Genomic DNA, 15,205 nt, shown 5'->3' with positions numbered 1-15,205 from the left:
GATTCTCCTACTAACTGCCGATTTGAATGACGTCATCAAGATTGATACTGACATCACCATCCAAATTCAAAATTACGCCTTGACCACTACCAGCCAAGCTTACACTTCCAACATGGCGATTAACGGCGGTATTCAGCTGAACACCTTCTCCATTCAACTCGCCAGTGGCACTGATAACATATTCACCCGGTGCCATCTGGTTGCCATGCTTATCTTTGCCATCCCATTCAAACTCAATGTTGCCAGCGCTTTGTGTGCCTGCATCAATGGTTTTTATGACTTCACCAAACTGGTTCTCAATAGTGATCGTCATATTCTGAACTGTTTTTTCATTCACGATGACACCCGAAATGCCATCGCCTTCATTGGCCATATAACCCACGTTACCTTGAACCAGCACGTTTTGCCCGATAAGACTAGAAGCTTGTAACGCTTGATTCGATGTCATTGAAGCTGCAAACGACTCAAACTTTTCGTTAAGCTGGGAAATACCGTCGGCCATCGTAAATGATGTCATCTGCGCTACCATTTGATCGTTATCAACGGGTGCAGTGGGATCCTGATTGGCTAACTGCTCAGTTAACATTGAGAAGAAATCTTCCTGGGTTAACTGCTGCTCGGTGCCGTCAGCTATTTTGACGGTTTCCTCTTGCCAATACAGATCAGTATTTAAGCCAGTATTGTTTATGGTATTCACTGAGTAATCCTCACATTATTCAAGCGGCAAGTTACTGCCCTTGACCTAGCTGCAGTACGCGACGGAAAATACGCTTTGTGGTGTCCGCAACCTGCACGTTAGTTTCATACGCTTTGGACGCTGACATCATATTCGCCATCTCTTCCACAATGTTCACGTTGGGTTTATAGATGTAGCCGTTTTCATCTGCCATCGGGTTGTTAGGTGAATACTCCACTTGCAAAGGAGCATCACTTTCTACAATACCCTTTACTTGAACACCTGCACCTTTCGACTGGTCGCGCATTGCATCTTGCAACGCCGTAGCGAAGACTGGATGGCGAGCTCGGTATGTTTCGTCATAGCTGCTGCTAACCGAGTTAGCGTTGGCAATATTACTTGCCGTAGTATTAAGACGTACATTCTCCGCCTCCATACCCGTACTCGAAATTTGCATTACATTAAATAAACTCATGACTACTGACCTCCTGAGCTAAGCGCTTTTTTCATGCCTTTAATTTTTCCGTTCAAAAATTCTAGGCTGGCTTGGTAGCGCAATCCATTGTCTAAAAACCGATTTCTTTCCGCTTGAACTTCAACCGTATTACCGTCGCCAGTGTCTGGTTGCGTTGGGATGCGGTATTGCATGTCAAAGTTTGCCGCTACTGACGTAGAATTGCCGCTTAAGTGGCGATCATTTGTCCGCACCATTCCTGAAGAAGCGTGATTGGCTGTACCACCAGATGCTTCTCGCATAGCCGACTGCATTGCTTTATTAAAATCAATGTCCCGCGCTTTATAACCAGGCGTGTTTGCGTTCGCTAGATTTCCAGAAATCACTTCCATACGCTCTGTGCGTATAGTGAGTGCTGACTCATGAAAGCCAACCAGCTTATCTAGGTTAATAGCCATAACATGACCTCTGACATACTAAAAATTTGTTTCGTGGTGACAATGTAAGCGGACAATTAAATATCGAATCTTGCCGTTTTACTGTCGTTTGTAGAAATAGTTAGCAAGGCAAATGCCATAATGAGATTTTGACGGAGGGTGTAAGTCAAAAGTGTCGACCTGATCTTAAAAAAAAGTATTATTTATCAGGCCGATAAGTTAGATCATTTTTTTTGATAGTAAAGGCCAGGGTGGCACTTAACCATACTGTAGGTATCACTTGCAGCGCTGATTGATTCAGAGGCGCCAAGGAAAAGCACACCCTGAGGCTGCAGCTGTCCGGCAATTTGTTGCAGGATGCGTTGTTTTACTTCGGCCGAGAAATAAATCAAAACATTACGGCAAAAAACGATATCAAAGCGGCCAAGTGCTGCATAGCTCGAAAGTAAATTTAGACTTCTAAAGCTTACCATCCGACGAACGTCGGGTTTTACCTGCATAAGCCCGCTATCATTTTGCTGGAAAAAGGCCTGTCTCCTTTGCGGGGACAATCCCCTTGCAAGGGACAGTTCGTCATAAATACCTAACTCACACTTTTGCAGCATTTCTGACGATAAATCTGTAGCAACAATTTCAACACCCGCTCTTAATGCACCTGGCCTTTGGCGCTGATATTCAAGTACAGACATCGCAATAGAATAAGGCTCTTGTCCAGACGAACAAGCGGCACTCCATATGCGAAGTTTCTGATTTTTTGCCGATAGTGTTGGTAGTAACTCTTTTACAAGTAAATCGAAGGGATAGTTGTCTCGAAACCACAACGTTTCGTTTGTGGTCATTGCGTCAATAACGTTCTGTAGTAAGGTTCTGTCGAACCCTTTCACAACCACGTCAATCAGTTCGTCAGCAGACTCATACTTATGCTTATAGAGTAATGAAGCTAAACGGCTGCGCACCAGGTATTGTTTATTATCACCTAATACTATGCCGCATTGCTTTTCCAAAAACTCTCTAAATTTGAGGTAACTTGCTGGCGAAACGTCTTTATTAGCCAATCCAATCTTGCTCCGTTATTCGCACTCAGTCATTAGCCACTTTTGTACCGCGGTAGCAAGTTCATCGGGGTGGAATTTCGCGATAAAGTCATCAGCCCCTACTTTCTGCACCATAGCTTGGTTGAAGACACCACTGAGCGACGTATGCAATACAACATGAAGCTTTTGAAGTTCAGGCGTATTCTTAATTTCGGCGGTTAGTGTATAGCCGTCCATTTCTGGCATCTCGATATCTGAGACCAGCACGCCTACACGGTTCGTTACATCGCCATACTCTTCCGCAATTTCTTTAAGCCTGTTTAATGCTTCAAGACCGTTTTTAGCTAGCTCAATTTCTAAGCCTAGTGAAGTTAGGGCCTTTTTAACTTGGTTTCTCGCTACCGCAGAGTCATCTGCAATAAAGATAATTTTATTCTCTTGGCCTTCGGTTGTCAGACCTTCTGCCACCTCTGAACTTACTTCGGCATTCAACGGAGAAATTTCATTTAAAATTTTCTCAACGTCTAGAATTTCAATAAGTTCATTTTCAACTTCAGTCACCGCCGTTAAATAGCTTGCTCTGCCAGTACCTTGAGGTGGCGGCATGATCGCATCCCAATTGGTGTTGATAATACGCTCTACGGCACCCACCAAAAAGCCCTGAACTGAACGGTTATATTCCGCAATGACAATAAAGGCATTAGAGAGATCTTCAATTTTACGGCCGCGTGTTGCCATACTTAAATCAATGACCGATATGGTTTGACCACGGATGTGCGCCACACCACGAACCAACGGGTTTAATTTCGGCATTGCTGTTAGCGGAGGACACTGAAGCACTTCCCGCACTTTAAAAACGTTAATTCCAAAGCGTTGGCGGCCGTTCAGTCTAAACAGCAGCAACTCTAAGCGATTCTGCCCAACAAGCTGCGTGCGCTGGTTTACTGAATCTAAAATCCCCGACATAGGTCACCTCTAAGTAATACTGGGCATGATCATTGCCTCTTATGATAAAGATAGACAATATCACTAAATTTTTGCAGGTCAAACGACAGAAAAATGACACTAAATAGCATTTTTCAGTCTTTAGTAAGGGTTTATACCTTAACTTAATCAATGATCCTGCGTTGACGCTCGTGCTTGTAAACCTTATGGATTTACTTTGGCTGTTATTTATTTGCACTAAGCAAACCGGCCGTATTAAGCATAGTCAATAACTTGTAAACTGAACACGAAAAGTCATGATGAAAAATATGAACGCCAAAACGCGCCTTACATTCACACGATTACTGTCATTGACCGTTTTCAGTGTGCTTTCTATGAACTGCTTGGCGACACAAACCAATCACAAACAGGTTGAAGAAGGCGCAAAACAATACCTAATAACTCAACTTGCTGATAATACGCAGGATACTAGCATTGATGTGTCTATTGTGAAGATAGACGATAGGATAAATATTCCTGACTGCCCAACTGGGTTCGAATACAATGCGTCGCAAGAAGCGCTGAGCCAATCGTATATATCAGTTAGAGTGAGCTGTAGAAATAATGAATGGTACCTTTTTACCAGCGGGCAAGTAACGCGTACCAAAGAAATTGTTGTCACTCAAGGAGCAATAAGTCCAGGAACCGTACTAACATCATCGAATCTCTCTCTGGCAAAAGTTGATGTAAGACGATTGCGCCATACCGCATTTACTGAGCTAGAAGCACTTATTGGGGCTAGAATAAAACGCCGAGTGACTGACGGACAAGCTATACAGTCAAATATGCTATGCTTTGTGTGCAAAGGCGACAGAATTACCATAACTGCTGAGGTAGCAGGTATGGAAGTGAAAACAGCCGGAATCGCTCAGCAAGACGGTGTTGTTGGTGACAATATTAAGGTAATTAATGCCAGTAGCCAAAAGGCGGTGATAGCAAGAGTCGCAAGCCCTGAAGAAGTCGTGATACACTTATAAACGAGGCAGCGAATATCTACTTTTTTGTTCACAATTTAGCTAAAGAAATTAGCCAAAAGGCCGATACACTTTACAGAGGCGAAAAAGTAGTGAGGACTAATTATGGCAATTAACAATATAAACAATGGGTTACCGAAAACACCCGTTGATAATGGAAAGGTTGCGCAGCAAAACCAAACGCAGCAATCTCCACAGCAGGCATCAACACAGGCTGCGCAAACCGCATCAGTTCCGCGTCAGGATTCTGTATCGTTGACGCAATCTGCTCAACAGCTCAACCAGGTTCAGAAGAAAGGTTCGGAAGCGCCTGTGAACCAAGATAAAGTCGATCGCCTTAAGCGAGCGATTCAAAGTGGCGAGTATAAAGTTAATCCTGAAGTGCTTGCCAACAAGATTGCAAAACTAGAAGGTGAGATTTTTGGCGCTAAATAGTGAGCGACAAAACTCGTAACTAACCAGAAGAGAGCTAACGTGACTGAACAAGCAAGCCAATTGACACAAGCACTAATAAAGCAAGTGGAGCAACTGTCTTCACTTGCCGTATTGCTTGAAAAAGAATTGCAACTTATCAGTTCGCGAGACGCAGAATCTTTAATGAACTTATTAGACGAAAAGACAGCACTGTTAACGTCTATTCAGGCTCTCGATGGAAGCATTGAGCGCACAATTAGCAATCAAGGCTCAATGTCAGAAGAAGATGAAGCATTAATGGCTAATGCAAAGAAACTTCTGGACGATTGCAAATACCGCACGCAGGTCAATCAAAAAGCCGTAGAGCAAGGACAGCTACGCCTCACACACTTACGTAACTTGATGATGGAAGTGCGTGCCAAAGAATCGCTCACCTATGACAAAAAAGGAAAGCCGAAAGGCGGGACTTTAGGGTCGGGAGTGAGCGCCTAATTTTTTTGCGATTTCAGTAAACCCCAGTCAGCGAGCTTTAACCATTAAGCCTTAACCGGTAAAAGTAAATTATATCTCTGTGAATTTGCGCATGTTTTAAGACTTCACGATACAGCCACTTGCGCCCCCCCCCTTTCACTAACGTTTAATAATACTTAACATCCTTTACTCGGCGCGGTTTTGCGGTCGACAGATATATATCGTAAACCTGCTGCATATCTAAAGCGAGTTCGGTGACGTATGTATCTTCACCTACCGGATAGGCTTTTACGACTTCAGCGCCTCTAATGACCCCCTCTACAGATGCTCGCAATGTTTCGCTATCTATAACCAAATGAGACAGAGACTGATTGCCTTCAATTTTTTTACCATAGACTTGTTCAGTTAGCTCTCGGTATGCATCTAATTTTGACGCTTTCATCGCCATTATAAGCTTCATGCTGTCGCTTTCGCCATGCTGAGAAGAAATTGGCGCATAGCCTACCGCCTTGAGCACGGGATAGCTTTCTGGTTCTATTGTTTCCCACTCAACGTGTTTATCAATAATGCCGCATCCACCAGTGCTTATTGCTAAACCAAGAAAGCAAGACAGCAGCAGCGATTTTGATTTATGTATTTTTTTCAAGCACATAGTTTCATTTCCAAATTGCATTATTAATAAAATCAAATGTGTAGTTACGCTGCTCTCGTCGGTGGCAGCCTTGTTACTACGAGATACCGCCACACTCGCGGTAGCAGATTTTGACATATCTAAACTGACGCTTTTTACAAACCTTTAGCAAGATACGCGTTGCAAGATATGTGCAAGATATGCGCCCGATTGATTTAACGGCGACGAAACCACATCAACTGGCACTCTTTTCGCATACTTCGCTTTATAAACCGGGCGCTTTGCATAGCGCAGTTAGATAAAAACCTCCAGAGGTGTGCGGTGCGACATATTAGCAAAACAACGCTGGTAACTATTTTAAATGCTGTCGTGGCGGTAATTTGCCTGTTTGCATTTTTCGTTGGGCAAGCAAATGCCGTGTGGTACGAGGCTACAGGACAGGCTGTGGTGCGAAATGGTGATAAGGAAACTGCCAGACATGCGGCTACCCAAGAGGCACTTAAGCAAGCCATGCTTTTTGCAGGCGCGTCAGTTCATAGTGTCGCCAAGCTTACAAATGGCCTTCTTAAAAATGAAGAGATGACCATTCGCTCTACCGGCGAAGTTGAACAATTGGAACTAGTTGATGAAGTTTATAGCGGCGATGTGATTACGGTAAGTATTCGCGCTGACATTTTTCCAAGAGGAAAAGTGTGTGCCGCACAAAATGACCAAAAACATTTCGCTACCACACATTTCAGGGTACGTAACAGAGCGCAACTAACACAGGGTAATATTCCCAATTTCGATGCTTCATTCACCCAGCAGTTAGCGCAGGCCATGCGAAATAAAACTGAAAACCTAGATATTATCTATATCGCGCCACATACTGCAAAATTTGACAGTCGATATACTGACCAAAATGTACGCACGCTTTCAGCGCAAAGTAATACTCAATTTGTGCTGGTGGGCATGATAGATGATTTAAGCGTGACACGGGAAGAGGCTTCGGTTTTTACACCGTGGCGTGAGGGTACTTCTCGACGCTCCTTTGCTATGACCATTCAGGTCTATGACGGCATTAATGGAGGCCTGTTGTTGACTAAGTCTTATCAGAATCAAGGAGAATGGACATTCGACAGATTCGAAGATATTGATGAGTTTTCGACAAAATTTTGGCAGTCGCTTTATGGGCAAACTGTCAACGCGACAATAGCAGAAGCGATTGAAGACATAAAAGAAGCCACTGCATGCCAGCCAATGACAGGTAGAGTGATTAATGTTGCCGGCGATAAAATCTCTGTATCTTTAGGCAGAGACAATGGCATTTCTGAAAAAGATGAACTATACCTTTATCAAGCTAAAGAGATTGTCGATAACCGTGGCCGTAAATACTTACAGTACTCGCTATATCCTGGCAAATTTGTAGTGAGTAGTGCCTACGGTAATTCGTCTCTAGTAGTAAACGAAGGTGCAGGAATTATCGCAAACATTCAAGAACACGATTTTGTAGTAAAAAAATAGTCTTTCTCGATCTGCCTTAAACAGTTTAGAGTTCCCAGTTTATATAGTACTTTCGTCATCTAAGTGAATTAATTGCCTTTGGAAAGGTATCGAATATCAATTACTTCAAGCATTGAATAAAGTGTAACTATAATCTTTTACTTCAATTCGTTTTTGTTAGAATCCAAACTATCATAGGGAATTTGTTCAACAAAACATGCTGTTTTGTCCAACAGCGGCATATAAAATTAACAAATTGAACAATCCCCATGCACTGCTCTTTAGATTTACGAGACTAGCGGTACACTTTGATATTTAAAAATACACTGACCATAGCCAGAGCCCTCGTATCTACGAGGGCTTTTTATGTGCATTAGAAAACCGGGCCATGGGCACATTACTTTCACGTCAATGACAGAGACATTCTTCTCATAGCGCTGCACCTTGTTGACAAAGGGTTTCGTATTTTCCCGAACTACGTATAATAAAACTCCCTACGCATTAGGTCCCCATAGTTTAATGGATAAAACAAGGCCCTCCTAAGGCTTAGATGTTGGTTCGATTCCAGCTGGGGACGCCATTAATTGCGCAACGGTTCTGCTTTTTAGTAAAGATGCTTATACACACCGTCGCCTGTAATATTGAAGAATTCATTATACTTTGGTTGTAATTTAGCCAATTTAAGTAATACTCTTCAAAACAGGAGAGCATTATGACTTTCGATTTCCCCCCACCTGATAACGCTGATAGTTGTGCCGAAACAGCTGTGCAGTGCCCATTTTCTGAAGAAGAATGGGATGCTATTGAAGCTTTAGCGGAACCTGGTGCCATTTACTAAACGATGATTTTTGGAATTTAATCCCCACTTTATAATTACACTGCAATCGGCGGTGCTGCTATTCGTTGCGACCGGTGATATATCAAGCGGTTATGCTCCATAGACCAACGGGGCTGAAATAGCGTATAAAAGATAGAGAAGTAGCTTATACGGGGATTAATATGAGCCAATTTGAAAACGACGATATCGATTCGTTTTTTGCAGAAATGCAAGATGTAAAACCAATCGCTTCAGATGATAAGGCTTTATTACACGATCCTGTAAAGGCGCTCGCTGAAAAACAAAAACGAGCGTCTAGGCAGTTAAGCGTCCGCGAAAAACTCGCTAACCCACTGAGCATGGAAGGCGTGAAGCCGGTACCTCCTGATAATTTCATACACTTCCAGCAGCCAGGTATTCAAGACGGCGTTTTTAAAAAACTTCGCCTTGGTAAATACCCTCTAGAGGCCAACGTAACACTTTCAGGGAAAACCTTAGAACAAAGCCGAGACCTGATTTATAGCACCATTAAATCTAGTCACGAACGCGGGGTTCGTGCACTGCTCATAAAACATGGAACAGGTGAAAATAGCCAACCCTTTCCCGCTTTGAAAAAAAGTTATGTTAACCATTGGCTAAGAGAACTAGACGAAGTCATTGCCTACCATACGGCTCAACCCATGCACGGAGGCTTTGGTGCTACATATGTGCTTTTGAAAAAGCATCCGCAGCAGAAATTAATTAACAGAGAAAAAAATAAGAAAGGATAAAATGAGAGGCAAGAACTAGTTGAGTCAGCTTTACCTTTTTGGACTTGTCTTTAGGTGTAACTTTTAGGCTTTCTCATGAAGCGCTATATGCTGAACGTTTTTATTACCCCCTAATGATTAACGCCCGTATCAAGCAACTTGATACGGGCGTTAGAATTTTTCTTTCAGACTACTTAACTGAAGACTGCACACTTAGCGTTGTTGGAGCTTCGGCAGACTTCGCAGATGTGCTAAAAACAGCAGTTACGAACATCAGTACTACAGCTACAGCCACTCCGGTTAAGCCAAACCCTTTAGAAGAACGATTCATCGGTCGTCTCTTATTATTTAAACCAGCCGGCACATGCCTTTCACTGGTACAACCCTAACTCAACTCCTGTAACCTAATTGCATTCCTTGCTTGCACTACAATAGATCAGTGACAAACTGATGACAAGGGCAAAAATCAGATTTTTGACACTTTGCCAAAGCTTTGACACCTATTTATGGTATGAACGTTTATTAAACAGTATTTTTTCGAAAGATAAACAGGGGTTTCCCCTGTTTTTATCGAACTAACAGTGCTTTGTTACCCAACAAATTTACGGGCATTTCTGAAGATACGCATCCACGCACCATCTTCTTGCCAATCGTCTGGACGCCACGAGTTTGCCACGGCTCTGAATACACGTTCAGGGTGCGGCATCATGATGGTGCTGCGTCCGTCTAGTGAAGTTAGACCTGTGATCCCCTGCGGTGAACCATTAGGGTTTGCCGGATATTGCATGGTTGGCTTGCCGTAGTTGTCTACGTAACGCATCGCCACCTGCGCGCCTACTTGTGACAGCGCGTTGTCATTGGCAAATTCAGCCTGACCTTCACCGTGCGACACAGCAATAGGCATACGCGAACCTGCCATGCCATCAAGCAGCACAGACTTAGACTCCATCACTTCGACCATTGCAACACGAGCTTCAAATCGCGCCGACTGGTTGGTCACGAAATGTGGCCAATGCTCAGTACCTGGAATCAGTGATTTAAGGTTCGATAGCATCTGACAGCCGTTACACACACCTAAGCTGAACGTATCGTTACGGTTGAAGAAGCCTTCAAACTGGTCGCGAGCCATGCTGTTGAACAATATAGATTTCGCCCAACCTTCACCTGCACCTAATACATCGCCGTAAGAGAAACCGCCACAAGCCGCAAGGCCCGCAAACTGTTCAAGGGTAATGCGACCAGACAACACGTCACTCATGTGCACATCGATAGCATCAAAGCCTGCACGGGTAAATGCAGCCGCCATTTCTAGATGCGAGTTTACGCCCTGCTCTCTTAATATCGCCACTTTTGGCTTAACGCCTTTGGCAATATAGGGCGCTGCTACGTCTTCGTTTACATCATAAGACAACGCAGCATGCAAACCTGGGTCGGCAGCATCTTGCTTTGCCGCGTGTTCTTGTTCAGCACATTCAGGGTTATCACGCAGTTTCTGCATTTCAAACGTGGTTTGTGCCCACATTGTACGCATTGATACGCGGCTATTTGCAAGTACAGCAACGCCACCGCGACTAAACTCAATCATGTCGGTGCTATTAAGCGTACCGATATCGTGAGTCAATTCAGTTAAACCGAATTCAGTCAGTACTGCGTTAACGGCATCCATATCGCTTTCAAGCACTTGGATTACGCCACCTAGTTCTTCATTGAACAATACGGCAATGTCGTTTCCAACTAGGCTATCAAGGTTAATGCTTACACCTGTTTTACCAGCAAAGGCCATTTCAGCAACGGTGGTAAACAGGCCACCGTCTGAACGGTCGTGATATGCACACACCAAACCTTTTTCAATTAACGTCTGCATTGCGTCAAAGTAGGCTTTAAGGCGAGTTGCAGAGACCACATCTGCTGGGCTATCACCAAGCTGAGTATAGACTTGTGCCAGGCAGCTCGCGCCCAAGCGATTTTTCCCTTCGCCCAAATCGAGTAGCAGCAAGCGGCTTGCGCCTTTGTCTGTACGTAGCTGTGGCGTTAGGGTTTTGCGAATATCTTTTACTGCGCCAAAGGCGGAAATAACGAGTGACAGCGGAGAAGTTACTGCTTTATCTTCACCGTTTTCATTCCATGCCGTTTTCATCGACATAGAGTCTTTACCCACAGGAATGGTTAGGCCTAGCTCTGGGCAAAGCTCCTCACCCACTGCTTTAACCGCTTCATATAGACCTGCATCTTCACCTGGATGTCCAGCTGCTGCCATCCAGTTTGCAGACAGTTTAATGCGCTTAATATCGCCGATGTTTGCTGCGGCAATATTGGTTAACGCTTCACCCACGGCAAGACGCGCTGACGCGCCGTGCGATAGTAACGCAACAGGCGTACGCTCACCCATCGACATCGCTTCACCGTGATAGGTATCAAACGCTGTTGCGGTTACCGCCACATCTGCCACTGGCACCTGCCATGGACCTACCATTTGGTCGCGACTAACAAGACCGGTAACCGAGCGATCGCCAATGGTGATAAGGAAGGTTTTCTCTGCCACGGTAGGCAAAGACAAAATGCGATTTGCTGCATCACTTAATGTAATGCCTGCCTCATCTAGTGCTGGCGAGCTTACCTTGGTCGAGCTTACATCGCGATGCATTTTAGGCGGTTTGCCTAAAAGTACATCAAGGGGCATATCGATAGGTTTGTTGTCAAACTGGCTGTCGTTCAGGTTGAGGTGCTGCTCGGCAGTGGCTTCACCAACCACAGCAAACGGCGCGCGTTCGCGGGCACAAATTGCTTCGAACACTGGCATATTTTCAGGCGCGACAGATAAAACATAGCGCTCTTGAGATTCGTTACACCATAGCTCCAGAGGTGTCATACCTGGCTCATCTGACAATACTTTTCTAAGTTCAAAGTTACCGCCGCGGCCACCGTCATTAACCAGCTCAGGCAGTGCATTTGAAAGACCACCTGCGCCCACATCGTGGATAAACTGGATAGGGTTGTTATCCCCCAAATGCCAACATGCATCAATCACTTCCTGACAGCGACGCTCCATTTCAGGGTTGTCTCGCTGTACTGAAGCAAAGTCTAAGTCTTCGTTTGATTGGCCAGATGCCATTGATGAGGCTGCACCGCCGCCAAGACCAATGTTCATTGCAGGGCCGCCAAGCACAATAAGCTTAGCGCCTACCGTAATTTCGCCTTTTTCAATATGCTCGCGACGAATATTACCTAAACCACCAGCTAACATAATAGGTTTGTGATAGCCGCGCACTTCAACACCGTTGAAGCTATTGACTTCTTGTTCAAAGGTACGGAAATAACCCAGTAGCGCAGGACGACCAAATTCGTTGTTAAACGCTGCGCCACCTAGTGGGCCTTCAAGCATAATATCAAGGGCGCTTACAATGCGCTGTGGCTTGCCGTATTCGAATTCCCACGGCTGTTCAGCACCAGGAATACGTAAGTTAGATACGGTAAAACCAACCAAACCCGCTTTAGGTTTTGAACCACGACCAGTAGCACCTTCATCACGGATTTCACCACCAGAGCCTGTTGCCGCACCTGGGAAAGGTGAAATTGCCGTTGGGTGATTATGGGTTTCTACCTTCATCAAAATATCAATATTTTCATGATGGTATTCGTATTGGTGTGACTGCGGGTTCGGGAAGAAACGACCTGCTTGCCACCCTTCCATTACCGCTGCGTTATCTTTGTAAGCTGAATACACATGATCAGGTAACAACTCGTAGGTGTTTTTGATCATTTTAAACAGCGACTTTTCTTGGTCCTCGCCGTCAATGGTCCAGCTAGCGTTAAAAATTTTGTGACGACAGTGTTCAGAGTTTGCTTGCGCAAACATATAAAGTTCAACGTCAGTCGGGTTTCTGCCTAGCTTAGTAAAGCTATCAAACAGGTAGTCAATCTCATCATCAGCTAAAGCAAGGCCTAACGACACATTTGCATTAACTAGCGCGTCTTTGCCTTCGCCTAATACATCTACACTGGTAAAAGTATTGGCTTCGGTATGTGAAAAGAGTACCGCAGCTTCATCAGTATTGGTGAACACTGATTCGGTCATTCTGTCGTGTAAGAAACTAGCGATAAGCGCAAAATCATCTTCACTCACACCGTTTTCTGTTTCTATATAAAACGCACAACCACGTTCTATGCGGTTGATATTTTTTAGACTGCAGTTGTGAGCGATGTCGGTGGCTTTAGAAGACCAGGGAGAGATAGTGCCGGGGCGAGGAGTAATGAGGAAGAAGGTTCCAGAAGGGGTTTGTGCTTGCCTCGCGGGGCCGTAAGTGAGCAGCTTCTCGAGTATCTCTATTTGCTGCTTAGACAAGTCACCTTGGGAATCGACTAGGTGAACATATTCGCTATATAGGTTTTTAACCCTAACGCCGGATTGACCCAGCTTTGCAATCAGTTTAGTTTGGTTAAACTCTGATAGTGCAGGAGCGCCTCGAAGGACCAACATATTGATTTACCTGGTTTGTTAGAAACAACGACCACCAATGCGACGCGTTGCCTCTTGGATTGATGAGTATTTCGGCGCGGATTATAGAGTAATTATGCGCAGTAAGTAACCTCATAACGCGCTTACATGAACTTTTTTTTAAACTTAGATGGTTTAATGACAACAAGTAAAGGTCTATGCAGTCACAAGACTATAAAAAACGATTAAAACTACAATTAATAATCATATTATCTATTGCTGTTATGAGTTGTGGCGTTCCTTCCGTACCCACTGTCCTTTCTTCATTGTTGGAACGAGAGTCGATCCGCGTGGGAACCGTTTATGGTGCAGGAACATTTTATAACGGCGCAGAGGGGCCGCAGGGTTTTGAATATGAACTGCTGGCAGGATTTGCCGATTACCTTGGCGTGACGCTCGACCTTTACCCCTTCTACAGCTATGAAGTCATGTTAGAACAGTTAGAAGAAGGTAATCTGGACATTGTCGCGACAGGCGATGCGGTAACGCCTTCACTTAAAAGTCGTTTTGCTTACGGTCCAGCCTATCAACACGTTCAACAAGAGCTCGTCTTCCAAGCAGGGACATCGAGACCTAGAGACTTATTAGAACTTGATGCCCCTATTGTTACTGTGGCAGGTAGCAGCCAAGCTCACTTACTGTCTAATTTATTAGACGAGGTAACCGACCAAGCAAGTGATGGTGAAAGCCCAATAATAAAAACCCAACTTGTTACCACCGAAGATTCTGACTCCGAAGAACTGTTGCAACAAGTTGCCAATGGCGACATTGCTTATACGGTAGCAGACAGCAACCGTCTAGCCCTTCAGCGCAGGCGATATCCTAACTTAGCCGTGGCAAAAACCCTTAATGAAGATATGCCGATGGCGTGGGCACTCCCATTACATCAAGATGACTCAGTGAAAGCAGCGCTGATTGAATATTTTGGTACTGTACATCAGTCAGGCTGGTTTACGGTGTTAGAAGACAAGTACTTTGGCCATATTCGCCAGTTTGATTACGTCGACAGTCGTGCGTTTAATTATGCCGCCGAGACAGCACTTGCCCAATACAAACCCTTATTTCAACAGTATGCAGGTGAATTAGACTGGCGACTGCTTGCGGCCATGAGTTATCAAGAAAGTCACTGGGACAGTGACGCTATTTCAAGAACTGGCGTTCGCGGTCTAATGATGCTCACCATGGATACGGCAAGTGACTGGAACGTAGATGACAGAACCGATCCTGAACAAAGCATTCGCGGAGGCTCTCGTTATTTTGCCAGTTTGCTCAATCGCATACCTGCGCGAATTAGCGAGCCAGATAGAACCTGGATGGCTATGGCGTCGTATAATATTGGTATGGGCCATTTAGAAGACGCACGCATTCTTACCGAGCAACAAGGTGGCAATCCAGACCTTTGGGTAGATGTAAAGCGTCGCTTGCCACAGCTTAGGCAAAAGAAATATTACCGTACTACTCGCTATGGCTATGCAAGAGGCGATGAAGCGTTACAGTATGTGGAAAATATTCGTCGTTATTATGACAGCTTAGTATGGTTGGACGAACAAGGAAAAATTTGACGCAGTTCACCTTACTTCTCTCTTG

Annotated in this window: 15 protein-coding genes and 1 tRNA gene; 8 read left to right on the top strand and 8 right to left on the bottom strand. The window is 44.6% G+C overall.

Going from position 1 to position 15,205, the window contains the following annotated elements:
* Positions 1 to 10: 10 nt before the first annotated feature.
* The 5 genes from flgD to MHN02_RS02335 all read right to left on the bottom strand — a co-directional run bounded on the left by flgD (position 11) and on the right by MHN02_RS02335 (position 3,567).
* Positions 11 to 697 carry a flagellar hook assembly protein FlgD gene (flgD, locus tag MHN02_RS02355; protein ID WP_012517628.1) on the bottom strand — a complete coding sequence of 229 codons (687 nt, stop codon included), beginning with the start codon at positions 695 to 697 and terminating at the stop codon, positions 11 to 13.
* A 31-nt stretch (positions 698 to 728) separates the two neighbouring features.
* A complete protein-coding gene (flgC, locus tag MHN02_RS02350) occupies positions 729 to 1,151 on the bottom strand; it encodes a flagellar basal body rod protein FlgC (protein ID WP_012517627.1) in 423 nt (140 codons plus the stop codon).
* 2 nt (positions 1,152 to 1,153) lie between these two features.
* Positions 1,154 to 1,588, bottom strand: coding sequence for a flagellar basal body rod protein FlgB (flgB, locus tag MHN02_RS02345; RefSeq protein WP_014948594.1), 435 nt, complete (start codon positions 1,586 to 1,588; stop codon positions 1,154 to 1,156).
* A gap of 203 nt (positions 1,589 to 1,791) precedes the next feature.
* Positions 1,792 to 2,622, bottom strand: a complete 831-nt coding sequence (locus tag MHN02_RS02340; protein ID WP_014975874.1) for a protein-glutamate O-methyltransferase CheR — start codon at positions 2,620 to 2,622, stop codon at positions 1,792 to 1,794.
* Positions 2,623 to 2,637: 15 nt separating this feature from the next.
* Positions 2,638 to 3,567 (bottom strand): chemotaxis protein CheV, encoded by a 930-nt coding sequence (locus tag MHN02_RS02335; protein WP_014948591.1) that lies wholly within the window; start codon positions 3,565 to 3,567, stop codon positions 2,638 to 2,640.
* Between the two features lie 278 nt (positions 3,568 to 3,845).
* Between MHN02_RS02335 and flgA the strand changes: the two genes are divergently transcribed.
* From flgA to flgN, 3 genes are all read left to right on the top strand, one after another.
* Complete coding sequence (gene flgA / locus MHN02_RS02330; protein WP_014948590.1) at positions 3,846 to 4,562, top strand: flagellar basal body P-ring formation chaperone FlgA; 717 nt, start codon at positions 3,846 to 3,848, stop codon at positions 4,560 to 4,562.
* A 102-nt stretch (positions 4,563 to 4,664) separates the two neighbouring features.
* On the top strand, positions 4,665 to 4,994 hold the full coding sequence (gene flgM / locus MHN02_RS02325) for a flagellar biosynthesis anti-sigma factor FlgM (RefSeq protein WP_014948589.1): 330 nt from the start codon (positions 4,665 to 4,667) through the stop codon (positions 4,992 to 4,994).
* A 39-nt stretch (positions 4,995 to 5,033) separates the two neighbouring features.
* Complete coding sequence (flgN, locus tag MHN02_RS02320) at positions 5,034 to 5,465, top strand: flagellar export chaperone FlgN (RefSeq protein ID WP_239244373.1); 432 nt, start codon at positions 5,034 to 5,036, stop codon at positions 5,463 to 5,465.
* A 145-nt stretch (positions 5,466 to 5,610) separates the two neighbouring features.
* Here flgN and MHN02_RS02315 read toward each other — a convergent pair whose 3' ends face one another.
* A complete protein-coding gene (locus MHN02_RS02315) occupies positions 5,611 to 6,096 on the bottom strand; it encodes an LPP20 family lipoprotein (protein WP_239244426.1) in 486 nt (161 codons plus the stop codon).
* 300 nt (positions 6,097 to 6,396) lie between these two features.
* On the opposite strand from MHN02_RS02315, the gene MHN02_RS02310 reads away from it, so the two are divergent.
* The 4 genes from MHN02_RS02310 to smrA all read left to right on the top strand — a co-directional run bounded on the left by MHN02_RS02310 (position 6,397) and on the right by smrA (position 9,144).
* Complete coding sequence (locus MHN02_RS02310; protein ID WP_239244371.1) at positions 6,397 to 7,578, top strand: flagellar assembly protein T N-terminal domain-containing protein; 1,182 nt, start codon at positions 6,397 to 6,399, stop codon at positions 7,576 to 7,578.
* Positions 7,579 to 8,062: 484 nt separating this feature from the next.
* A tRNA-Arg gene (locus tag MHN02_RS02305) sits at positions 8,063 to 8,137 on the top strand.
* A gap of 132 nt (positions 8,138 to 8,269) precedes the next feature.
* A complete protein-coding gene (locus MHN02_RS21600; protein ID WP_264386958.1) occupies positions 8,270 to 8,395 on the top strand; it encodes a hypothetical protein in 126 nt (41 codons plus the stop codon).
* Positions 8,396 to 8,556: 161 nt separating this feature from the next.
* Complete coding sequence (gene smrA / locus MHN02_RS02300; protein ID WP_239244369.1) at positions 8,557 to 9,144, top strand: DNA endonuclease SmrA; 588 nt, start codon at positions 8,557 to 8,559, stop codon at positions 9,142 to 9,144.
* A 169-nt stretch (positions 9,145 to 9,313) separates the two neighbouring features.
* Here the strand turns inward: smrA and MHN02_RS02295 are convergent, their stop codons facing one another.
* On the bottom strand, positions 9,314 to 9,454 hold the full coding sequence (locus MHN02_RS02295) for a hypothetical protein (protein WP_162889815.1): 141 nt from the start codon (positions 9,452 to 9,454) through the stop codon (positions 9,314 to 9,316).
* A 258-nt stretch (positions 9,455 to 9,712) separates the two neighbouring features.
* Positions 9,713 to 13,600, bottom strand: coding sequence for a phosphoribosylformylglycinamidine synthase (purL, locus tag MHN02_RS02290; protein WP_239244367.1), 3,888 nt, complete (start codon positions 13,598 to 13,600; stop codon positions 9,713 to 9,715).
* Between the two features lie 176 nt (positions 13,601 to 13,776).
* Between purL and mltF the strand changes: the two genes are divergently transcribed.
* Complete coding sequence (mltF, locus tag MHN02_RS02285) at positions 13,777 to 15,180, top strand: membrane-bound lytic murein transglycosylase MltF (protein WP_239244365.1); 1,404 nt, start codon at positions 13,777 to 13,779, stop codon at positions 15,178 to 15,180.
* Positions 15,181 to 15,205: the final 25 nt, after the last annotated feature.

The organism is Alteromonas sp. CNT1-28, assembly GCF_022348345.1.
GTDB classification, from domain to species: domain Bacteria; phylum Pseudomonadota; class Gammaproteobacteria; order Enterobacterales; family Alteromonadaceae; genus Alteromonas; species Alteromonas macleodii.
Note: the sequence above shows the minus strand (reverse complement) of the source record. Positions and strands in the feature narration are given on the sequence as shown.